This window comes from Clostridium chromiireducens (genome assembly GCF_003575225.1).
Taxonomy (GTDB): Bacteria; Bacillota; Clostridia; order Clostridiales; family Clostridiaceae; genus Clostridium; species Clostridium chromiireducens.
Genome location: NZ_QXDJ01000003.1, coordinates 407359 through 427584, shown reverse-complemented (window position 1 = coordinate 427584; position 20226 = coordinate 407359). Strand labels below are relative to the sequence as shown.

At 30.2% G+C, this 20226-nt stretch carries 31 protein-coding genes and 1 pseudogene; 26 read left to right on the top strand and 6 right to left on the bottom strand.

From position 1 onward, the window contains the following. Positions 1-16 precede the first annotated feature (16 nt). The 6 genes from arr (at position 17) to D2A34_RS13305 (ending at position 4824) form a co-directional block, all read left to right on the top strand. A complete protein-coding gene (gene arr, locus D2A34_RS13335) occupies positions 17-433 on the top strand; it encodes an NAD(+)--rifampin ADP-ribosyltransferase (protein WP_119366934.1) in 417 nt (138 codons plus the stop codon). Positions 434-735: 302 nt separating this feature from the next. Continuing rightward, complete coding sequence (locus tag D2A34_RS13330) at positions 736-972, top strand: helix-turn-helix transcriptional regulator (protein ID WP_119366933.1); 237 nt, start codon at positions 736-738, stop codon at positions 970-972. After that, the gene (def, locus tag D2A34_RS13325) at positions 973-1425 is read left to right on the top strand and encodes a peptide deformylase (protein ID WP_119366932.1); all 453 of its coding nucleotides are present in this window, start codon (positions 973-975) and stop codon (positions 1423-1425) included. Between the two features lie 203 nt (positions 1426-1628). Beyond that, the gene (locus D2A34_RS13320) at positions 1629-2192 is read left to right on the top strand and encodes a flavin reductase family protein (protein WP_119366931.1); all 564 of its coding nucleotides are present in this window, start codon (positions 1629-1631) and stop codon (positions 2190-2192) included. A 405-nt stretch (positions 2193-2597) separates the two neighbouring features. Then, entirely contained in the window at positions 2598-3335 is a 738-nt protein-coding gene (locus tag D2A34_RS13310; protein WP_119366930.1) for a GNAT family N-acetyltransferase, read from the top strand. A gap of 73 nt (positions 3336-3408) precedes the next feature. After that, positions 3409-4824 (top strand): family 43 glycosylhydrolase, encoded by a 1416-nt coding sequence (locus tag D2A34_RS13305; protein WP_119366929.1) that lies wholly within the window; start codon positions 3409-3411, stop codon positions 4822-4824. A 304-nt stretch (positions 4825-5128) separates the two neighbouring features. Here the strand turns inward: D2A34_RS13305 and D2A34_RS13300 are convergent, their stop codons facing one another. Together D2A34_RS13300 and D2A34_RS13295 are read right to left on the bottom strand one after the other, a co-directional pair. Further along, the gene (locus D2A34_RS13300) at positions 5129-5791 is read right to left on the bottom strand and encodes a Type 1 glutamine amidotransferase-like domain-containing protein (RefSeq protein WP_119366928.1); all 663 of its coding nucleotides are present in this window, start codon (positions 5789-5791) and stop codon (positions 5129-5131) included. 137 nt (positions 5792-5928) lie between these two features. After that, a pseudogene (locus D2A34_RS13295) lies at positions 5929-6146 on the bottom strand (IS1595 family transposase); the annotation flags it as partial. Between the two features lie 229 nt (positions 6147-6375). Between D2A34_RS13295 and D2A34_RS13290 the strand changes: the two are divergent. Continuing rightward, complete coding sequence (locus tag D2A34_RS13290; protein ID WP_119366927.1) at positions 6376-7872, top strand: MFS transporter; 1497 nt, start codon at positions 6376-6378, stop codon at positions 7870-7872. Positions 7873-8021: 149 nt separating this feature from the next. Here the strand turns inward: D2A34_RS13290 and D2A34_RS13285 are convergent, their stop codons facing one another. From D2A34_RS13285 to D2A34_RS13270, 4 genes are all read right to left on the bottom strand, one after another. Continuing rightward, positions 8022-8240: a DUF2922 domain-containing protein gene (locus tag D2A34_RS13285; protein WP_119366926.1), complete on the bottom strand. Its 219-nt coding sequence runs from the start codon at positions 8238-8240 to the stop codon at positions 8022-8024. 117 nt (positions 8241-8357) lie between these two features. Then, positions 8358-8582, bottom strand: coding sequence for a DUF1659 domain-containing protein (locus tag D2A34_RS13280; RefSeq protein ID WP_119366925.1), 225 nt, complete (start codon positions 8580-8582; stop codon positions 8358-8360). Between the two features lie 302 nt (positions 8583-8884). Beyond that, positions 8885-9202 (bottom strand): hypothetical protein, encoded by a 318-nt coding sequence (locus tag D2A34_RS13275; RefSeq protein ID WP_079440649.1) that lies wholly within the window; start codon positions 9200-9202, stop codon positions 8885-8887. 43 nt (positions 9203-9245) lie between these two features. Next, the gene (locus tag D2A34_RS13270) at positions 9246-9557 is read right to left on the bottom strand and encodes a hypothetical protein (protein WP_119366924.1); all 312 of its coding nucleotides are present in this window, start codon (positions 9555-9557) and stop codon (positions 9246-9248) included. Between the two features lie 316 nt (positions 9558-9873). Here D2A34_RS13270 and D2A34_RS13265 point away from each other — a divergent pair, with 316 nt between their 5' ends. The 19 genes from D2A34_RS13265 to D2A34_RS26730 all read left to right on the top strand — a co-directional run bounded on the left by D2A34_RS13265 (position 9874) and on the right by D2A34_RS26730 (position 20196). Continuing rightward, positions 9874-10170, top strand: coding sequence for a hypothetical protein (locus D2A34_RS13265; protein ID WP_119366923.1), 297 nt, complete (start codon positions 9874-9876; stop codon positions 10168-10170). Positions 10171-10258: 88 nt separating this feature from the next. After that, positions 10259-10960: a hypothetical protein gene (locus tag D2A34_RS13260; RefSeq protein WP_119366922.1), complete on the top strand. Its 702-nt coding sequence runs from the start codon at positions 10259-10261 to the stop codon at positions 10958-10960. 32 nt (positions 10961-10992) lie between these two features. Next, complete coding sequence (locus D2A34_RS13255; RefSeq protein WP_119366921.1) at positions 10993-11379, top strand: VOC family protein; 387 nt, start codon at positions 10993-10995, stop codon at positions 11377-11379. Between the two features lie 88 nt (positions 11380-11467). Then, entirely contained in the window at positions 11468-11878 is a 411-nt protein-coding gene (locus D2A34_RS27565) for a hypothetical protein (RefSeq protein WP_341467249.1), read from the top strand. Positions 11879-11887: 9 nt separating this feature from the next. Further along, entirely contained in the window at positions 11888-12421 is a 534-nt protein-coding gene (locus D2A34_RS27560; RefSeq protein WP_341467253.1) for an amidohydrolase family protein, read from the top strand. Between the two features lie 129 nt (positions 12422-12550). Next, positions 12551-13162 (top strand): hypothetical protein, encoded by a 612-nt coding sequence (locus D2A34_RS13245; RefSeq protein ID WP_119366920.1) that lies wholly within the window; start codon positions 12551-12553, stop codon positions 13160-13162. A 125-nt stretch (positions 13163-13287) separates the two neighbouring features. After that, complete coding sequence (locus D2A34_RS13240) at positions 13288-13692, top strand: hypothetical protein (protein WP_119366919.1); 405 nt, start codon at positions 13288-13290, stop codon at positions 13690-13692. Between the two features lie 262 nt (positions 13693-13954). After that, complete coding sequence (locus D2A34_RS27240) at positions 13955-14386, top strand: DUF4829 domain-containing protein (protein ID WP_243128337.1); 432 nt, start codon at positions 13955-13957, stop codon at positions 14384-14386. Positions 14387-14478: 92 nt separating this feature from the next. Then, positions 14479-15216, top strand: a complete 738-nt coding sequence (locus D2A34_RS13230) for a GNAT family N-acetyltransferase (RefSeq protein WP_079440658.1) — start codon at positions 14479-14481, stop codon at positions 15214-15216. 59 nt (positions 15217-15275) lie between these two features. Further along, positions 15276-15617, top strand: coding sequence for a WecB/TagA/CpsF family glycosyltransferase (locus D2A34_RS13225; RefSeq protein ID WP_341467252.1), 342 nt, complete (start codon positions 15276-15278; stop codon positions 15615-15617). A 110-nt stretch (positions 15618-15727) separates the two neighbouring features. Then, complete coding sequence (locus D2A34_RS13220) at positions 15728-16162, top strand: GNAT family N-acetyltransferase (protein WP_119366918.1); 435 nt, start codon at positions 15728-15730, stop codon at positions 16160-16162. Positions 16163-16281: 119 nt separating this feature from the next. Further along, positions 16282-16830: a GNAT family N-acetyltransferase gene (locus D2A34_RS13215; protein WP_079440661.1), complete on the top strand. Its 549-nt coding sequence runs from the start codon at positions 16282-16284 to the stop codon at positions 16828-16830. A gap of 12 nt (positions 16831-16842) precedes the next feature. Beyond that, complete coding sequence (locus D2A34_RS27435; protein ID WP_279221622.1) at positions 16843-16971, top strand: hypothetical protein; 129 nt, start codon at positions 16843-16845, stop codon at positions 16969-16971. Between the two features lie 348 nt (positions 16972-17319). Then, positions 17320-17643, top strand: a complete 324-nt coding sequence (locus tag D2A34_RS13205) for a Rossmann-fold NAD(P)-binding domain-containing protein (protein ID WP_119366917.1) — start codon at positions 17320-17322, stop codon at positions 17641-17643. Positions 17644-17733: 90 nt separating this feature from the next. After that, a complete protein-coding gene (locus tag D2A34_RS13200) occupies positions 17734-18162 on the top strand; it encodes a hypothetical protein (protein WP_119366916.1) in 429 nt (142 codons plus the stop codon). Between the two features lie 78 nt (positions 18163-18240). Then, entirely contained in the window at positions 18241-18696 is a 456-nt protein-coding gene (locus D2A34_RS13195) for a GNAT family N-acetyltransferase (RefSeq protein ID WP_079440662.1), read from the top strand. Between the two features lie 248 nt (positions 18697-18944). Next, the gene (locus tag D2A34_RS13190) at positions 18945-19265 is read left to right on the top strand and encodes a hypothetical protein (RefSeq protein ID WP_079440663.1); all 321 of its coding nucleotides are present in this window, start codon (positions 18945-18947) and stop codon (positions 19263-19265) included. 43 nt (positions 19266-19308) lie between these two features. Continuing rightward, positions 19309-19974, top strand: a complete 666-nt coding sequence (locus tag D2A34_RS13185) for a Type 1 glutamine amidotransferase-like domain-containing protein (protein ID WP_079440664.1) — start codon at positions 19309-19311, stop codon at positions 19972-19974. A gap of 78 nt (positions 19975-20052) precedes the next feature. Next, positions 20053-20196: a hypothetical protein gene (locus D2A34_RS26730; protein ID WP_169896811.1), complete on the top strand. Its 144-nt coding sequence runs from the start codon at positions 20053-20055 to the stop codon at positions 20194-20196. Positions 20197-20226: the final 30 nt, after the last annotated feature.

Below are 20226 nucleotides of genomic sequence, written 5' to 3'. Positions count from 1 at the left end.
AAAGGAGTGTATCAGCATGAATGATAAAAAAGATGTTTTAGATAATGGTCCTTTTTTTCATGGCACTAAAGCAGAACTAAAAATTGGAGATTTATTAGAACCACAACACTTATCAAATTACCAAAATAAAAAATCTAACTATATTTATTTTACTGCGACATTAAATGCTGCTAAATGGGGTGCTGAATTAGCGACATCGAAATCAAAAGAAAGAATTTATATTGTAGAACCATTAGGTGAATTTGAAAATGACCCTAACTTAACTGACAAGAGGTTTCCTGGAAATCCAACACGTTCTTATAGATCTAAATCTCCTTTAAAAATAGTAGCCGAATTGGGTTCATGGGAAAGACATTCCGATGATGAAATAAATCATATGCTTTCATCTTTAAAAAAGTTAAGTGATGAAGGAAAAAATGTAATATACGATTAATCCATAAGTATACAATTAGCAACATTGCAAGGCAATTGATGAGCTATTTTCTTAGATCATTAATTAATAAAAATAAATAATAAATTGTAAAATCGCACTATTCAAGAAATTGAAATTGCGATTTTTTTAGTGTGGAATATTAATTATACAGTAGTAAAAAAATATTAAAACTAAAAGTGAATAATATTGCACTCAAAAAGTTTTAAACTTAAGAAATATACTTAATGTAATGTTGACTTGACATGAAATTTAAATTGGAATATACTTTTATGTAAGGTAAACTTTACAGGAGTGATGGTTAAATGAAAAACAAATTAAAAGAATTTCGAGAAGCTGTTGGATTAACACAGGAGCAATTGGGAGAACTTGTTGGAGTATCAAGACAAGCAATAAATTCGATTGAAACAGAAAAATATGAACCATCTATATGGTTAGCTTATGATATTTCACAAATATTTCATTGTTCCATTGAAGAAGTTTTTCTTTTTGAAAAAAGTGAAAGAAAATCGAGATCACAACAAAGCAGGAGGGCAATTTAAATGGCATTAAGGCAAATCAGACTTTTTGGTGATGAAATATTAAGAAAGAAAAGCAGGGAAGTTGAAATTATAGATGAAAAGATAAGACAGATTTTAGATGATATGGCAGAAACCATGTATAATGAAGAAAATGGTGGTGGATTAGCAGCACCTCAAATTGGTATACTAAAAAGATTAGTTGTTATAGATATGGGGCAAGGACTTATAAAATTAGTTAATCCAAAGATAATTAGTAAGGAAGGCAGTCAAGAAGTCGTTGAGGGATGTCTAAGCAATCCTAATGTATTTGGAAAATTATTAAGACCCCAAGTAGTAAAAGTACAAGCACTTAATGAAAATGGGGAAGAAATAATATTAACAGGTACAGGAGATTTAGCAAAATGTTTCTGCCACGAAATTGACCATTTGGATGGCATTCTTTTTAGTGATTTTGTTACAGATTATATAAAATAATTATAAATAATAGATTTTCAGATACCGTATTATTCAAAAATGAGTTTGCGGTATTTTTTCTATATAATGCTAAATTACAATTATTTTGGGGCGTGATCTATCTATATGATAACTTATAGAAAAGAAATAGTCTATATTTTTTGAAATTTATCTATATAATTATTATTGTTGCAACAAATAAATAATTGAATTGGAGAAAGAATATGATAAAGAAGAAAATAGCAAATATCCCTTTTGGACCATTTATTACAGTTTTAGCAGGGGCCATGGTTAATGGAAAGCCAAACTATGCAACAATAGGTGCATATGGTGTTGTAAGTGAGAAACCTGTACTGTATATTTCATTGAAAAATTCCCACTATACAACTTCAGGCGTAGTAGAAAATGGATTCTTCAGTGTAAACATACCATCCTCTGAATCTGTTTATAAGACTGATCTTTGTGGGTGCGTCTCTGGTAATAAAGAGGATAAATCCAATGTATTTGATTCTTTTTATGATGATGCAGGAAATGCACCAATGATAAAAGAATGTCCTGTAAATTATCTTTGTAAGGTAATACAGACAATTCCTATATTTGATTTTACGATGTTTATTGGAGAAATTGTTGCAGTATATGCAAATGAAGACTGTTTGGAAAATGGAACACCAAATGCCCTAAAGGTTAAGCCAACAATTATGATGTATCCAGGGTACTATGATTTAAAGGATAAAGTTGGTACATTATTTAAAACATATAGGAGCATGAGTACCGATGAACCTAGATAAAAGTCACTAATTAAAGCCACAGGAGATGACCCTGCAGATGACCCTGCAGGTTTAAGTCTTATGGGTATTTTAGCAACAAGTATCATCACTGCTGTTGTAGGCGTGCACCAAAAACTATTAAAAATATATCATGAGCGTATTTGTCTAGTATGTCTTTTACTTAATTTGTATATTAACAGATAGTTCAAAATTGAACTATCTGTTTTAATATGTATATATCGACAATAAAGAATAATAAAATCTAGCTTAATTATAAATTCTTCTACTTATTATATTGATTAAAATTGGAAAATATAGTACCATTGTATACAATTACATGTTTAATGGTAATAATTTAGGTTTTGTGAATATTCATTTCAAGCAAACAAAGCAAGTTAATTAATTTTATTTAGGAGATTACATTTTATGGAGAGATTTTTTATAGATAGCATAATTAAGAAATATTTAGCAGAACAGTTTTTTTCCAATTTATCAGTATTAGAAGAAGACAGTACTACTTTTACTATAAATAGTCTTATTAAATCACCATATATTAAAATTATGGCATTTAATAAATGTGTAATTATAAATACTTCTAAATCTATTCATTTAAAGGTTAAATCAGCATTGAGTAATAAAAGCAGGGATGAAATATTTGAGTTTCCATTTATATATGGACAAACAATACATTATATACCAGATGTTAAAAAGATTCAGAAAGTAGAACTTCTTGAGGAGTATACATATGAATTATTGCAAGGCAATGATATTTATAAGTTGAGGGGTATTGAAGGTTTTGATAATTCAATAGTTTTTGATTGCAATGGCAATACCTCAACAAAGATTGTATTTTTAGCTAAAAAAGATGATGAAATTGTTGGGCTGGCAGGGGCAGGAGAAGAAACAGAAAAATTATGGGAAATAGGGGTAGATGTGAAGTCTGAATATCGCAAAGGTGGTCTCGGAACAAAGTTAGTATCTAACTTAACATTAGATATTATTAAGCAAGGGATAGTTCCTTTTTATTCTGCTTCAATAACTAATCTTGGTTCTCAGATGGTGGCTAATCGCAGTGGTTACATACCATATTGGATTGATACATATGGTAATATACTTGATGGTAGTTCGCCTTATAATATTTATGTTAAGAATTTGGAATTATAAAATAGTAAAATCAACGGGTTCAGGTATTTTTTCATATGCCTGATAAATTTACCGAATTAAAGGAGAGTAAAAAATGAAAAAACAAGGCTTTAATCCTTATCTTCCATCGTGGGAATATATCCCTGACGGGGAACCTTATGTTTTTGACAACAGAGTATATATATATGGATCTCATGATCGTTTTAACGGATATGCATACTGTTTAAATGACTATGTGTGTTGGTCTGCCCCGGTGGACAACCTTGCGGATTGGCGTTATGAAGGTGTTATTTTAAAAGCTACTGATGTTGAAAATAATGAAGACCGTGATAGTTGTCTATACGCTCCAGATGTTGCAGTAGGACAAGACGGCAGATATTATTTATACTATGTTGACAGCAAGCGTTCTATCGTTTCTGTTGTTGTATGTGATACACCAGCAGGCAAATATGAATTTTATGGATATGTTCATTATTCTGACGGAACATATCTTGGAAATAGGGAGGGGGATGAACCTCAATTTGACCCTGGAGTACTTAGAGAGGGAGATAGAACCTATTTGTATACAGGTTTTTGTGCAAGAGGGGACAAATCTAGAAGTGGAGCAATGGCTACAGTGCTTGGTCCAGATATGTTGACAATTATTGAAGAACCTGTATTTATCGTTCCAAGTGAACCTTATGGTAAAGGCTCAGACTTTGAAGGTTTCGAATTTTTTGAAGCTCCATCAATCAGAAAACATGGAGATACTTACTATTTTATATATTCCTCTATATCAATGCACGAATTATGCTATGCTACTAGTAAACATCCAACGAAGGACTTTAAATACGGTGGAGTAATTATAAGTAATAATGATCTTCATATCAGCTCTTATAAGCCTGCTGAAAAACCAATGTTTTATGGCGGCAACAATCATGGAAGTATAATTGAAATTAATGGACAATGGTATATTTTCTATCATAGACATACTAACGGAACAAATTTCAGCAGACAGGGCTGCATGGAGAAAATTGAAATTTTACCGAGTGGAATAATTCCGCAGGTGGAAATGACTTCATGCGGTTCAAATGATGGTCCACTAAAGGGACTTGGAGAATATCCAGCTTATCTTGCATGCAATTTATTCTGTAAAGAAGAATCTATTTATACTGATTTTACAGCCTCATGGATGAATAATCAGTTTCCAAAGATAACTCAGGATGGAAAAGACGGTGATGAAGAAATCGGATATATTGCTAATATGAAGGATTCTGCCACTGCCGGCTTTAAATATTTTGATTGCAAGAGCATAAGGAAAGTTAAAATTAAAGCTCGTGGATATGCCAGCGGTGACTTTGAAGTAAAAACATCATGGAATGGTCCGGCTCTTGGAAAAATATCAATTGGATTTTCAAATGTGTGGAAGGAATATTCATCTGATATTGTAATCCCTGATGGAATTCAAGCAATATATATTACCTTTACAGGCGATGGAAGCGCAAGCCTTGCATCATTTACTTTAGAATAAGAAGAAGTGGAGGAATGTCAGCTTCTAATTTCCGCTGTACTTAAGGTATAGCGGAAGAGATTATGTTTATATCAATTGGTCCTAATTGCTTTTTAAGAATTTATTGATATGTTTTAATATAATGTTGCAATATAGCTAAATAAAAATTATAGGTGGATTGTCCACCTATAACTCATAATAAGAATATTGTGTATTAATAAGCTTACTGTAGATTAATGCTTATACTGTACGTGACCATGACCTGCCTGTGCAGAAGTTTTGCATAAAGAAATTAATTCAGTTAAGCCATAGCCACTCACCACAACTAAAGTGTCTCATCCAACTTCTGAATCTTTGAATGGGAAATTAAATATACATTGCCTAAAATGTCGATTTTGTCTCCCTTTACACGTACAGCGCAATCTTTGTTCGACGCATAAACATTCATTTCTTCTAATAAGGGAGATAGTTCGCCTTGAATCTGCGGAATGTTATTTTCAAGATCACAATGAGACAGGACAGAAAAATCGTCAAGTCCGATACCGTCGTAAATAGAGCTTATTTTACCTTTATCGTCAGTGTATTTCGAGCATAACCATTTAGCGGACATGTTTATTGCACCAGCGCTTGTTCCCATCACAACGGCTCTGCTTTTTTTAATCAAATCCGACAATTCATATTCAATCAAAATACCGTTCTGTTCAACGGTATTTCCACCCAACAAGAAAATGACCGAAGCATTTTGAATTAATTTTTTGGCCTCTTCCTTCTGTACGCCATAATCAATTAAATAATATTCATCAAACATAATGTTGGCCTGGTCAAGCCACGAGCGTTCAGTAGCACCAACTTCCTCATCTTCATGAAGAAATGGATTCGCGCTAATCATAACAAGCGATTTTCTATCAGTTATATCCTCATGCAACAACCTGACCAGCTTCTCAAGAAAAACATCGTTAAACCAACCGAAATAATAGTGAGTTTTCATAAGTACCTCCGTAGTAAAATTTATATACTATAAATAATCTGTAGTTCTAATTTACTATTGTTAATTAGATTATAGTTTATAATAACACTTATTATAACATAATTTACATAATATCACATACACTATACATATATTGGCATATGTCCATCATATAATGTTTCTAATTCATTAAATGTAATTCTACCTTTACATGCTAATTCCATAATTAAATTACCTTGACTATCAATAGCAGTAGCAATGCAAACTTGTTCCTTAGAAATCCCCTTTTCGTAACTTGTTTGTCTCTTTTATGAGAGTTTCTTGGCATGTTAGAAGCTTTTGTACCTTTAAAACTTTCTGCAAAGAATAGTTCATCCAATAAACTTAGAGGAATCCACTTTCATATAAATTGTATCCACCTTGTATCAAAAAAATAGTGCAATACTAAATTCTTTAATAATGAATTTACCCTTGCAATCACGAATTTAGTTTTTCATTTTAGGAAAAAAAATTAAGATATTTATTGACTTGGAGTAGACTCTAAGGTGTAGAATTAGAAAGTCGTTTAATTTTTAATGGTATTATAAAGGAGGAGTTTTTTGAAGATGAGTAACAAAGGAACTTTGATTGTAACGCTGGCGCTATTATTATCAAATGCAATGGCGGGTTTAGATGCAACAATTGTCAACACTGCATTGCCAGCAATCATAAGTGATTTACATGGAATTCAATACATGGGTTGGATAGTAGCTGTTTTTTTGCTGGGAATGGCAGTAGTAACTCCGCTTTGGAGTAAATTAGGAGAACGCATCGGAAACAAAAAAACATATCAAATAGCCACATTATTATTTGCTATTGGTTCAATATTTCAAGCATTATCAAGTAATATTATTTTTTTCTTGATTGCAAGAGCTGTTATGGGAATAGGCGCAGGCGGAATGAATACTATCCCGTTTATTATTTATGCAGATTTGTATAAGAACTTAAGGAAGAGGGCAAAGGTTATTGGGTATGCTACAGCAAGCTTTAGTGCAGCTTCAATTATTGGACCACTAATTGGTGGCTTTATAGTCGATACTTTTAGTTGGCATTGGGTATTCTATATTAATGCTCCAATTGCATTAATTTCAATACTAAGTGTTCAATTTTTCTTTAAAGAGCCTAAAAGAATTTCTGCCGGTGAAAAAATTGATTATTTAGGTGCTGGCATTATGGTAATCAGTTTAGTAACACTTTTAACAGGTATTCAAATGATAGAGACAGGTTCATTAAGCTTAGTTAGTATCTTAATTATTGTCGGTTTAGTTTTATTGATAGTATTATTTAAAGTCGAAGAAAAGGCAGCTGATCCTATAATTCCTAATAGACTTTTTAAGAATGGTCCATTAGTAGTTGATTTCATATTATTTTCTACGTTATGGGGAGCGTTTGTTGCTTTTAATATATACATACCAATGTGGGCGCAAGGATTGCTTGGATTAAGTGCTTTAATTGGAGGTGCGACTCAGATTCCAGGCTCTATTACAAACTTTCTTGGCTCAGTAGTTGGATCATCTATGCACTCAAGATTGGGTAAATACCGTATAGTTGCTTTGGGAACCTTAGCTTTTATAATTTCCTTTGGCATTATGGTATTAGCCGGAATAACTATACCATTGTGGTTTTTATTAGTAGCAGGGGCATTTCAAGGTTTTGGTCTAGGTTTAAGTTTTAATGTTTTACAAATAAGTGTACAAGAAGATGCAGAAAAGAGAGATATTCCAATTGCAACATCATTTGCATACCTTTTACGTATTCTTAGCCAAACATTTATGTCATCAATATATGGAGTAATACTAAATCATGCCTTAATTAAAGGTGTAGCTGAATCTAATGGAAAAATTTCTATTGATATGCTAAACAAATTAAGTGACTCTCAAAGTGCAGTAGATTTGCCTAAAAATTTATTACCACTTATGCAACAAATTATGTATGGTGGTTTACACGATATCATGATAGTTGCACTAGTTTTATTAACTATTGCTCTGATTTTCAATCTTGGAATGCAGTTGAAAATCAAGAAAGAAAAATTGTATAACGTTTCACTAGACTATACAAGATAGGAAGAATTTTAGTTAGATATTCATTTAAGAAGAGCGCATCATAGCTCGGAATTATTAAATGGGATTTATTGTAAAGGGCGATACATATAAAAAAATAAAGGCTTATCCAATTTTGATTTTGGATAAGCCTTTATTTTTCTAACTCAATTTTATGCTACTTCATATTTAGTAACTTGTCTTTGAGTTAATTGAGCACCGGATTTCTTAGCTAAATCGCCAGAATTAGTTTTGAAAATATTTTTGGCGATGATTGTATCCATAAGTGTATTTACTTCACCTTTAGTGAGAGTAGATTTAACACCAGAAATGCTTAAAGTACTCTTCTCACCATCTATAGTTAAAAAAGTCATAACTAAAGTATATTCCATCTAATTTACCTCCTTTCATTGGGTTTAGAGTTAAGGAAGTTAAATCATATACATGATTTAACTAAGTTCGAGAAACCAAATCATAGATTTGGACTCTCACTTATCTCACTTATCTGCTTAAGCATTAACTAAACTAGAAGATTCATTAATAAGGTAATCTCTAGTTGAAGCTTCTAAAACATCTTTAATTGCATCAGCAACATCAAAGACATTTTGAGGGGCAGCATTTGTTTTTACATTAGAAAAAGTTTTTTTACTGTAAATTGCATCGCCGGCTTTATCTGTCCCGCTTTGAACTTCAATGCTTAATGATGCAGTTTCAATTGATTTAGTAACAGCCATAGTTTTTTACCTCCTTTATTTTGTTTTCATAGAGGATATATGTACAAAATTGAAAGATTACCTATTTTCATAAAAAATATAACAAAAAAGAAAGTAAGTAGTAATTAATCAAAATTTACAATATATGTTATGATTAACTCAAAGGTAAATTAAAAGAATTTGCAGAGTAATAAATAATTTAGAATGAAGAACGAACTGCTGCTTAATTATTTTAGCCGTTAAGAAAAACAAGATAGGATGGCGTTTAAAATCAGTTTAACAAGTAGAAATTGTGTATAACAAAAAGACGCTATAAGTGTCTTTTAAGCAATAATCACTTCACCTTTTCCGATAATTACAATTCTATAACTAGGTTCAAGAGGAATCAAGCTATAGTTTTCTGATTTGGGAGGTAAATGAATAGATTGTATTTGACGTTGCTCTTCATCAAAAAGTGCTACATAAGCACTATTATCAAGTGATACATTTTGAATAGTATAACGATTTTTAGGCGTAATATTGAGGTTAGATAATTGATAAACACCTTCCTTAAATGAAGTTATTGCAAATGAGGGAATTAATGCAAGATAATTAAAGAATAAACATACTAAAATCAATGTCACTGTAATATTTTTTTTCATAATATAAGATCACCTTCCAAATAAGTAATATAAATGTCACTTTTTAATCAATAAAAACATCTCCTTTGCCAACTATCGCAATTCTGTAGTCCGGTTTAAGTGGTAATAAATTATATTTCCCAGATTGAGGGGCTAATCGTATAGATTGCAGTTGAAGTTGATTTTCATCAAACAGAAGTATATAAACACTATCTTTCGGAGATACATTTTGAACACTATAGGTATTTTCTGGCGAAAAATTAAAATCAGATGCTTTATAAATACCCTCCTTAAAAAGGTTAGCAGCAAATGCGGAGAGTGTCAGATTAAATAATAAAAATATTGAAATTAAGAGTAGTAGTATAAGTTTTTTCATAGTATAACCACCTTAAGATATAATATAAACAACAATTATCAATAATATTATTATGTGAAATTTAAAATCAAATATTCAAATTTTAAGTTAGTGATTTAATGGAGAGAGCTTACTATTAAATCTAAAAAAGTATGACCCGAAGATTATTTATAAACTGAACCTCAAAGGATAAGCAACGATGAAATTCCGAATATCTTTATTTCATATACAAAAAAATACTATGCACGTAATAAAATCAAATTATTTTTTAAAAATATGTTATAATTAACATATAATGTTAGAAAAATGATTTATTTATTTAAGGAGAATTATTTTTATGAAAGGTTATTATTATTTTGTGGCAACTGCAACGTTTATTATATCTTTTTTAATATGTTTCAATGTTGGCTTAAAATTGGATATAGAAAAATTCATAAGTGGTAAAATAATCAGAAGAATTGGCCTGGTTCTAATTTCTTTTTTATTTAATATTGTTGGCTCATTAATTATAGAAAATTTAAATATTACAAAAGAATACCGATTTTTGATTGAGAGCTTTTTTGTTATTGGACCAGCAACAGCTATTTTTGTTTGGGCATTGCCAGTAAAATTAAATCGTAATCGTCATGATTAACAATTAATAGAAGTATTGAAGGAATGGCTAAACAGTCCATAAATAATTTTGTTTTATTATAATTATTTGTGTTATTAGGGGTGAGAATTTGGATAAGCTATTTAAAATGAAAAAGGGAATACTTAGCTGCTTGGGAATAATAACATTGTTTATATTAATGGGAAATAGTAATAATGTGCCAGAAACTTTTGTTGAAAGGATATTTGCTCCAATAAGAGGTGATAGCTGGAGGTTTTATTATGCTGGATTAATAGTTATAGTAGGAACATATTATTGTTTAAAAAATTTCAATGAAATTAGAGAAAACTTCTTAATTAGCACATCATTTAGAAGAATTATTATAACAATTGCTCTAATGAATATTTTTTCTGCAGTGTGGGTGCATTGTATTCAAATATATAAAGGATTTTCTAATGATTTAAATGCCATATACCTTGATAGAGAGAAAACTTCTGTAGAACTTCATGGAGATAAAGATAAGCTTATTGTATATGGAACAATGCATATAGTAAATTGTAGTAATAATGAACAAAAATTTCAGATAAAAGTTAAGGCTCCGTTTTTAGTAAAAGAAGATATAAGTAAAGATTATATTACATTAACAAATGAGTTTACAGTACCTCAAAATAAAGAAGAAACTTTAAATGTAAATGAAGTAATAAAATTAGATAAAGAAAGCCAATATTCAGGCTATAGCTCAAAAGCATTTGAATATATATTGTTTAATGAAAAAGGGGAATCGCTTTTTAAAGGCAAGTTAGATGAATATCAAATGGATGAATTAAATTAAAAAATTTATATGTAATGAAGGAAGGAATTATTATGAAAAGATCAATGATGCAAGCATATGTTACAAGAAGTGATGAGGCGGTAGCTCTTTACCAAAAGGCTTTTGATGCTGTTCTAATTAGCAGTTATCCAAATGAAGATGGAACATTTTGCCATTCAGAACTTGATATTCACGGGGAAATTTTAGCTGTGGCAGAACGAAATTCAGAATATGCCATAATTGGTGAGGAAACGGTTACGGGCAACGTAATGCAGTTTTGTTTACATTATGGAGAAGGTAATGAAGAAAAGGTGCGGAAAGCATATGAAGTTTTAAAAACTGATGCTAAAATCTTAGTGCCTCTTGCACCATGTGAATTCAGTCCACTTATGGCAGATTTTATTGATAAATATGGCATTAGATGGTGCTTATTTGTTTAGTGCGACTTTTGGAGTAATATGATCCCAAATTTTAATTTAATATTGAGTACTATAAATTATAAAGTTATAGAAGGGAAAAGGTGATGGAATGAAGGACAGATTTTCAAATGAATTCATAGATGCACTTGAAAAAGAAGATATAAAAGCTTTAAGGGGGATTCCAAAGGCTGATTTACATAATCATTTTGCACTTGGTGGAAATCGAGAATACATTAGAGAAGTTACAGAAATAGAAATACCATATTATAAAGGTATATTGAAATCTATGGATGATATGCATAAATGGAATAGCATATATTTAGGTGAGAGATTCAATAATAGGGAGATGAGAAAGCTTCAAATTGATGCTACGTTTGTACAAGCTAATTTAGATGGTATTAAAATACTTGAAATCGGAGAAGATGTCTGGGGGTTAGGAGAGTTTTTTAATAATGATATTGAAGAGCTTATTAATACTTTTTCGGAATCAAATAAGAGATTTGCACCAGAAACAGAGTAAAGACTACAAATAGGTCTTTCTAGACATTGTTCCATTGATTATTTATTAGATTGTTTAGAAAATTTTTGGGGAAGAAAAGAATTTTATTCAATTGATTTATATGGAGATGAATTAGCACAACCAATAGAAAATTTTGAACCTATATATATAAAGGCTAAGGATAATGGACTAAGATTAAAGGCACATATTGGTGAGTGGGGAAATGCTGATGATATTAAAAAAGGTGTTGAAATATTAGGGCTTGATGAAATTCAACATGGAATTTCGGCTGTGGAATCAGGTAAAGTTATACAATATTTAATAGATAATAAAATAAGATTAAATATAGCGCCTACAAGTAATGAGAAACTAGGTCGTGTAAGATCTATATGTGAGCATCCAATTAAAGAATTATATAGAGCAGGAGTAGATGTAACTATTAATTCTGATGATTTATTAATTTTTGATAGTGATGTTTCAAAGGAATATCTAAGATTATATAAAAACCATGTATTGTTAGCAGAAGAGCTTGACAGCATAAGGGTAAATGGGTTAAGTAAGTGAGAACTATGGAACAGTCTTAAATTTTCATATGTACCTGAATGATAGATTCCAATTGAGTGGAGATTAAATTGAAAATTATTGATATATGATAGCAATAAAATTATGGCGTATAAATAAGGAGGAGCAGCTATGAGTATTAGTGGAATTATGATAAGTATCTTCTTGTTAGCAGCCACAGTTCTTATTATAGAATTCATAAAGAAAAAGTTCACAATAAAGAAGGCATTTAAAATTATAATTATTATCTTACTATTAATAAGTTGTACTGCATTGGGTGCTTATAAATATTTACAGAGGTCAAGTAGTTTTATGTTTACCAAAACAACACCCCTTAGCCAAGAGAACATAGATGGTATTTCAATGTATGAGAGTATTGATAGTAAGGAATTTGTACAAAAGTATGGTACAAACCTCGAAAGAATTGATAATGCTTTATTTGACTACTATAAACTAAGTGATGGTTTAGAAATTGCTACAAATAAGCAGAGGCAAATTATTAGAGTTGTTATTAATAGCGATGTCAAAAGTAATATGAAGACAAGTAAAGGTATTGGGTTAGGCAGTTCAGTTGATGATATAATTAATGCTTATGGGACTAACTATTATAAGAGAACTGAGGAACAAATGCCTAGTTCGCCAGTAATTGGATATGTAGACCATGAAAGAAATGTAACAATTGAATTTTGGAATGTGGAAAATAGAGTAGTAGAAATAAGATATGATATTACTTCCATGGAATAATATTATATTTAAATATGCTATATTATCAACACTATTCTTTAACATAGCTAAAAATAAAATTTGAAGCTGCTATCACCACTATAATTAAACTGCGAAATAAAATAAATATAATCTGGAGGTTAATAATGAATAGTAAAATAGAATTTGATTCAGAATTTTGTAATGTAAAATACATTGAGAAGGATAATATAGTATTTTTAACTTGGAAGAAATTCTGCTGCTTAGATGATTATAGAAAACCAACAATGTTTGCGTCAGAGTTAATGAAACAATATCCTAATAGCAATTTTGTTGTTGATGCAAGAAATGGATTTGAAGATGATAAAGCAGATGTTGAATGGGGATTTTCTTTTTTGCTTCCAGAAATGGCAAAAACGGATTGTAAATATGTTGTGTTTATAATGAATGAAGTTAAAGAAATAGAAGAAGAAATGGATATGTGGACGAAAGAATTTGAGAAGTATTTTGTTGTGAAAAAAGTAGAAAATTATTCAGAAGCAGTTGAATTTATATTAAGGAAATGTGTATAGTCTCAATTTATAATTAATTATTCATCTTCCTATGAGATTGTTTCATTAGACATATTACTTGTGTTAGGAGACACTAGAAAAGGAAAGTATATGCAAAGGTTAGCCATATTTTTTAAATTAATGTAATAGTAAAATATGGTGAACATAATGCATTATTATATATGAAAAAATGAAATTATCGGGAGTATTTATATGAAAAAATTGTTAACTTTATTAAACGGAATAATATTAATTATATGATTTTAAATGGGGTGGAATTTATATGAGAAAAGTAGTATCTTTTCTTTGTCTAATTTTAGTAGTAGTCTCTTTTGTAGTTTATAAACAAGTTGGAAAAACTGATAATGTTGTAGTGAGTATTGGAGCAACTGACAAGTTCAGTGAGAATGAATTAAATGATGCAGTGAATTGCGTAGAAAAAAGTTTTAAAAGTTATAAGGGATGTACTCTGACAAAATTATGGTATGATGAAAAAAAATCGGATCAATTTATTGAAGGTTATTTGAAAAATGGGAGAGGTTCAGTGAATGGTGTCAAACCTGAAAATGTAATTGTTTTGCTATCAAATTTTGATGTAGATCCATCAGGTGGGGATGGAAGTTTAAATCCAAATTCAACTTATGATAATTATAATTGGATATTAATAAGGGGCAGTAAAATGGATAATTGGAAAGTTGATGATCGTGGATATTAAAAGAAAATAACTAAATACGTTGTATTGATAATATAATTTAAAGTTGTAACTATTACGAATTGATATTATGTTTACATAAGGGTGCTAAGTATATGATTAATAAGAAAATTATGATGGAATGCGTATACAATCAACTTGCTATTGATTACAATTGCTCTCCAGATGATTTCCTAAAAGAAGGGATTATTTTTACAGAAGCAAAACAAAATGAAGGAAGACGAACTTTTCCGTGGATAACACCGCGATTGGAAATGATTACAATGGGAAACGGCGTAGTAATAAATGCATCTACAGATATTTTGCCATTAGTTTATCAACAGCTTGAAGGTAAGACAAGATATGAAGTAATGAATATGCCATTCATTTACGGTGTGAACCCTTATTTTCTTCCGGATTTAGACAAGATTACTCTTTCGAGTAGAAATAAAGAGTTTGAATATGTAACTATTGAAAAAGATGATATACAAAAGCTTTATGATTTGAAAGATTTTAATTATGCATTGCAATATGATATTAATAGTCAAAATCCCAAAATGGTAGCGGCTATAGCTAAATATAAAGATACGATTGTTGGGATAGCAAGCGCAAGTGCTGAATGCAAGACTATGTGGCAGATCAGTGTTGATGTTTTATTGCCATATAGAGGGAATAAACTTGCCACTATTCTAGTAAATACATTAACACTTGAAGTACTTAATCGTGGATATATTCCATATTACAGTACAGATTGTAGCAATGTTATTTCTCAACGCGTGGCAGTTCAAGCGGGTTATCTCCCTGCATGGTCGCATTGCTTTAGAACAAGGTTGAGTGAATTATTGAAATCCTAGAGGAGATATTTATGGGTTGATGAACAAAATGAGCATAATCTACACTTGGTGCAGATCTAATAACTCCTGATGGAGTAGGGATTGTTTGGGCTTCAAGATTAATAAGAATTTCAAATCCTGATATTCTTATAGTTGCATTAGGGTCACCACTTGCTGATAAATGGATTTATAGCAATAAAAATAACATTAATACTAAAGTTGTTTTTGGTGTGGGAGGAAGTCTTGATGTAATCAGTGGAAGAGTGAAACGTACTCCAGAAATTTTAAAAAAGTTAAATTTAGAATGGTTACATAGAAGGATAACTCAACCTTCAAGAAGGGCAAGGCAGAAAAAGCTAAAAGTTTTTGCATACAGGGTTTTTATTGAAATACTTCCTATGAATAAAATCCAATCTTCATAAAAGGTGTAGCAATCAGAATTTTTAGTTACTGCAACAATGTAAATAAGCACGAACTAAAGATTATTATATAATCTTTACGATAAATAGTAATTTGAAAGGATGAGGGTATTATGATAAGAGAAATAGTAAAAGAAGATTTTAGTGGGTTAATGGAACTATATATGCAACTGGGTGATAATCCAATGCCCGAAAAAACGCCTCAAATAATGGAATTGTGGAATAGAGTTTTGCAAGATAAAAATTATCACATTATCATTATTGAGAAAGATGGAAAGATAGTGTCTTCGTGTGTTTGCGCAATAATACCTAATTTCACACATACTCAAAGACCGTATGCTTTTATTAAAAATGTAGTAACTGATAAAGAATATAGAAAAAAAGGATTTGCTACAGCGTGTTTAAATTATGCAAAAGAGATAGCAGTTAAAGAGAATTGCTATAAATTAATGTTACTAACGGGTTCAAAAAAAGAGAGTACACTAAATTTCTATGAGCAAGCAGGATATAATAAAAAAGATAAGACTGCTTTTATACAGTGGATATAAGATAAATTACAATTTAAGGTTGAGTGTTATAAATAGTAATTTGTAAACGAGAGGATAGTTCACTATTTTTATTGAATACTATGTAAAAATTTTATATTTAGTACAGGAGGAATAAACACTTGAAGCATGCAGGAACACAAGCAATAAAAACTACACGATTGACATTACGGAAACTCGAACTTACTGATGCCGAAATGATGTTTAGGAATTGGGCAAGCGATGATGAAGTTACACGCTTTTTGCGGTGGGACGCACATAAAACAATAGATGATAGCAAGAACATGATTCAAATGTGGGTTAACAACTATCAATCTGATTCCACCTATTACTGGGGAATGTATTTAAAAGACGGCGAAATGATTGGCTCGATTGGTATCATAATAACTTCAGAACATGACTTCAAGGCTGAATTAGGTTACAAGATCGGTAGCCGTTGGTGGGGTCAAGGATATACTAGCGAAGCGGCAAGAGCAGTTATCGATTATATGTTCAAAAATACGGATATTGAACGAATTGATGCATATAACTCGGTAGAAAATCCTGCTTCAGGGAAAGTGATGGAAAAGGTTGGAATGCGCTATGAAGGCTTTTCACGACACAACTATAAAACCCGTGACGGCTTTCAAGATTGTACTTTATTCGGAATAATACGAGATGAATGGGAATAAGCAAAGATATTGGTGGAGATATGTATAAAGGATCATATGGAATTTTTAGAATGGGCTGCTGCATATGACAATGGAGATATAGATATGAGAAGTAAAGCAAAACATGACGAATGGAGAAAATGCTCCAGTGTAATGAGATGACATTATATGGAATTGTGATTTGGAATATAATTTAGAAATAGTAAAACGTTTTATATAAATTACAATTTCGTAGAGTTGAATTAACATAATTTTAAGCTCAGTTAATTCGCATATTTCTTAAAGTGTGTCGCAACAGTAAATAATGATGTACGCTTTATTTATGTTTCTACTACAGTTGGAAAAGGAAAAGACCAGATTGAAGATATAAATCCTCATAAACGTAAATCTGATGAATATTTACATAAATATGTTAATGGTAAAATTGAAGGGGAAAACATAGGTAGAAAGCACCCTAATCATGTAATTGTAAGACCTGGGAGTATATATGGGTATGATTATGATGGCAAAATGGATTGTAGAATGAAAGGATTACTTGAAATTTCAAAAATAGGCAAAAAGTATTCAAGAACAGCAAATATGTATGCCAGTTTTGTTAATGTAGAAGAATTAGCAGACGCAATAATTGAACTTGCATATAATTATTTTACAGGAACAATAAATATATCAGGAGAAAAGCCAGTGAGTCATTATATTTTTAATAAATATTTAGCAAGTCTAATGAATATTGATAACAGTTTTATAATACCTGATTACAAGGAAGAATCGATATATCATAATTTAAGTAACGATAGAAGAAAACTTCTGCTAAATACCATAATACAAGACATTTGAATGATAGTAACAATATAAGTGAATTTTAATACATAATATTTTTACAAAACGGAATAGTAGATAGTTATGAATTAAATCTATGGGGGAGCTATGAAAAAATTAGTAAAGATTTTTATCTCTAGAATTTTGCCTATAATTACTCTAATCACATTTATAATTATAGGGGGCATAAAGAATCAATTGATTGCTGCCGAAGAGGGACTCCATCGTACAATGAGTGGGGTAATTGAAGCTATCGCATGGTCATTAAGAGGTATATATGTGGCGATATTAATAAAGGTCTTTTCATCTGTGTTGTATTCAGAACTAAATAAATTAGTTAAGATTGCTGTATTTCTACTTATGGTTGTACTTAATTTTCCATTAATTTATTTTATGGATTTAGCCCCTTTCTTTCCTTTAGCGTTGCTGATTGCTATACCTTTAGTAAACTTTATTGTATACATACCTATATTAGTATCACGTAAAGTTAAGAAAGAAATCACAAAGCTAGATGAGAGTAATGATAAATTAGAGTAATGTACAATATTCTTAAAGTGTGTCGCAACAGTAATTTACTACGAAGTAAGGATTAAAATATGAGGAGGAAAGAAGAACATGGAGATTATAGCCTACAAAATGCAATATTTAGGGAATGTTATAGTTTCAAATATAGATTTAGTTTGTTATGAAGATAAATATTATGAGTCATATAAAATAGTGTATGAGCAATGTTTTTATGAAATGAGAAAAGCTTTGGAATTAGTTCCATATAATTGCTGTGATTCAAAAGACATACTTGATAAGAAAAAGTCAGATATTTTTTTGCTTGTTGCTGATGATGAGATAATAGGTTCTGTTGCAATTTATGGTAATGAAATTGATGACTTAATCGTGTACAAAAAATATCAAGGTCAAGGATATGGGAAAAAACTTCTTTTCTTTGCAATCAGTTATATGCAGAAAAATAAAATAGAACCGATAAAATTATGTGTACTAAAGTGGAATGAAAAAGCTGTAAATCTTTATGAAAAGTATGGCTTTAAGTGTATTAAGATAGAAAAAGTTAGATAGGGGTAATAGCTTATCCAATTAGATTAGTTGGTATAATTCGTATTTACATTGGTGTCAAGTTTTCTAATGGATTTGCGATATTTTTTATATCCCCCCATGTATTGAAGAATTTTTTACTGAGTATCTCAACACCACTAGCCCCCAATTACTTACGAAGTTTTCCCTAAATGAATTTTTAAGAACACATTACTTGCAAAATATGTCATTATCAATACATAATTGTAAATTATTACGAGGAGAATATAGTTATGATGAAAAAATTATTAATAGGTATTTTAGTTATTATAAGTGTATTGTACTTGAAGTTTGAGGTTTTTAATCCATATAGGTGGGATGGTATTTTAGTAATGAAACACAATGTTATGTATCAAGGAAATCCTGAACTATCTATCAAATACTCAAATGGTGATATAAAGCGTGAAAAAGCTATAGGTATTGTTAAAGGAGAGAGTATTCTTGAATATATATTTATTACATGGGTTATTAAACTCGAGGGGTTTGATGAAGAAGAAACATTTCTAATTAAAGGTCTAATGTTTGATGAAGTGTATACAAAAGTCGATTTTTAAAACGTAATAGAAACTGTTGTGTATTAATAGGGGGAGAATATTTATGGTAAATATGTTATTTAGTTTATATAATTTTCACGAAAGTTGGGCAAAAGATATAGTATCGAAATACATAAATTCTAATGACAAAGTTTTAATAATTCCATTTTCATTTGGTGAAAATATATGTGGTGATAATGATTGGCAGAATGCGTATAGTAAGAATAATGGTAGATATTATAAAAGTATTATTGTACCATTTTTGAATTACGGAATTAAAGAAGAAAATATAGATTTGATAAATTATTTTAAAGATACAAAGGAAAATGCAAAAGTTAAAATAAAAAATAGCGATATAATATTTTTTACTGGTGGTTTGCCAGATAAAATGATGTTACGCTTAAAAGAGTTTGATTTTATTGATGATATTCAAAATTTTACAGGTGTTATTATTGGAAGTAGTGCAGGAGCAATGATTCAAATATCAGAATATCACATTACTCCAGATGAAGATTATAATATATTTACATACAATACAGGACTAAATTTGATTAAAGATTTTGATATTGAAGTTCACTATGAAGAAACTGAAATTCAGGATAAATATATTAATAGGGTGCTAGAAGAAAAAAGAGAGAAGGTATATGCAATTACAAATACTGGTGGAATAATTATTGATAATAAAAAAATAGCCTTATTAGGAAATATTCAGACATTTAGTAAACAGTAATACACAAAATTCTTAAAGTGTGTCGCAACAGTTAGATAACATAAAAGATTGATATATATAGAAAGGAGAGGGTTATAGATGGACAGCGAGAAGATTATTGAAATTACACCAGACAATATCTATGAAACAGGAGTATTGTGTGGGAGTGAAGTTCAATTTAAAGAAGGTAAAATAAAAAAATTGAATGGTATAAAAAACGCTACGAAGAAGGACTTCGAATAAAAATTTCTATTAATCAAGATGGTATGAAAA

Excerpts from the sequence above, each read along its gene's own strand:
- D2A34_RS13285 (WP_119366926.1), bottom strand. The coding sequence starts at position 8,240 with ATGGAATATACTTTAGTTATGACTTTTTTAACTATAGATGGTGAGAAG.
- D2A34_RS13190 (WP_079440663.1), top strand. The coding sequence starts at position 18,945 with ATGATGAAAAAATTATTAATAGGTATTTTAGTTATTATAAGTGTATTG.
- D2A34_RS27565 (WP_341467249.1), top strand. The coding sequence starts at position 11,468 with ATGAAGGACAGATTTTCAAATGAATTCATAGATGCACTTGAAAAAGAA.
- D2A34_RS13270 (WP_119366924.1), bottom strand. The coding sequence starts at position 9,557 with ATGAAAAAACTTATACTACTACTCTTAATTTCAATATTTTTATTATTT.
- D2A34_RS13255 (WP_119366921.1), top strand. The coding sequence starts at position 10,993 with ATGAAAAGATCAATGATGCAAGCATATGTTACAAGAAGTGATGAGGCG.
- def (WP_119366932.1), top strand. The coding sequence starts at position 973 with ATGGCATTAAGGCAAATCAGACTTTTTGGTGATGAAATATTAAGAAAG.
- D2A34_RS13200 (WP_119366916.1), top strand. The coding sequence starts at position 17,734 with ATGAAAAAATTAGTAAAGATTTTTATCTCTAGAATTTTGCCTATAATT.
- D2A34_RS13280 (WP_119366925.1), bottom strand. The coding sequence starts at position 8,582 with ATGGCTGTTACTAAATCAATTGAAACTGCATCATTAAGCATTGAAGTT.
- D2A34_RS13305 (WP_119366929.1), top strand. The coding sequence starts at position 3,409 with ATGAAAAAACAAGGCTTTAATCCTTATCTTCCATCGTGGGAATATATC.
- D2A34_RS13310 (WP_119366930.1), top strand. The coding sequence starts at position 2,598 with ATGGAGAGATTTTTTATAGATAGCATAATTAAGAAATATTTAGCAGAA.
- D2A34_RS13220 (WP_119366918.1), top strand. The coding sequence starts at position 15,728 with ATGATAAGAGAAATAGTAAAAGAAGATTTTAGTGGGTTAATGGAACTA.
- D2A34_RS27240 (WP_243128337.1), top strand. The coding sequence starts at position 13,955 with ATGAGAAAAGTAGTATCTTTTCTTTGTCTAATTTTAGTAGTAGTCTCT.
- D2A34_RS13290 (WP_119366927.1), top strand. The coding sequence starts at position 6,376 with ATGAGTAACAAAGGAACTTTGATTGTAACGCTGGCGCTATTATTATCA.
- D2A34_RS13300 (WP_119366928.1), bottom strand. The coding sequence starts at position 5,791 with ATGAAAACTCACTATTATTTCGGTTGGTTTAACGATGTTTTTCTTGAG.
- D2A34_RS13185 (WP_079440664.1), top strand. The coding sequence starts at position 19,309 with ATGGTAAATATGTTATTTAGTTTATATAATTTTCACGAAAGTTGGGCA.
- D2A34_RS13240 (WP_119366919.1), top strand. The coding sequence starts at position 13,288 with ATGAATAGTAAAATAGAATTTGATTCAGAATTTTGTAATGTAAAATAC.
- D2A34_RS26730 (WP_169896811.1), top strand. The coding sequence starts at position 20,053 with ATGGACAGCGAGAAGATTATTGAAATTACACCAGACAATATCTATGAA.
- D2A34_RS13265 (WP_119366923.1), top strand. The coding sequence starts at position 9,874 with ATGAAAGGTTATTATTATTTTGTGGCAACTGCAACGTTTATTATATCT.
- D2A34_RS13230 (WP_079440658.1), top strand. The coding sequence starts at position 14,479 with ATGATTAATAAGAAAATTATGATGGAATGCGTATACAATCAACTTGCT.
- D2A34_RS13330 (WP_119366933.1), top strand. The coding sequence starts at position 736 with ATGAAAAACAAATTAAAAGAATTTCGAGAAGCTGTTGGATTAACACAG.
- D2A34_RS13275 (WP_079440649.1), bottom strand. The coding sequence starts at position 9,202 with ATGAAAAAAAATATTACAGTGACATTGATTTTAGTATGTTTATTCTTT.
- D2A34_RS13195 (WP_079440662.1), top strand. The coding sequence starts at position 18,241 with ATGGAGATTATAGCCTACAAAATGCAATATTTAGGGAATGTTATAGTT.
- D2A34_RS13320 (WP_119366931.1), top strand. The coding sequence starts at position 1,629 with ATGATAAAGAAGAAAATAGCAAATATCCCTTTTGGACCATTTATTACA.
- arr (WP_119366934.1), top strand. The coding sequence starts at position 17 with ATGAATGATAAAAAAGATGTTTTAGATAATGGTCCTTTTTTTCATGGC.
- D2A34_RS13205 (WP_119366917.1), top strand. The coding sequence starts at position 17,320 with ATGGATTGTAGAATGAAAGGATTACTTGAAATTTCAAAAATAGGCAAA.
- D2A34_RS13245 (WP_119366920.1), top strand. The coding sequence starts at position 12,551 with ATGAGTATTAGTGGAATTATGATAAGTATCTTCTTGTTAGCAGCCACA.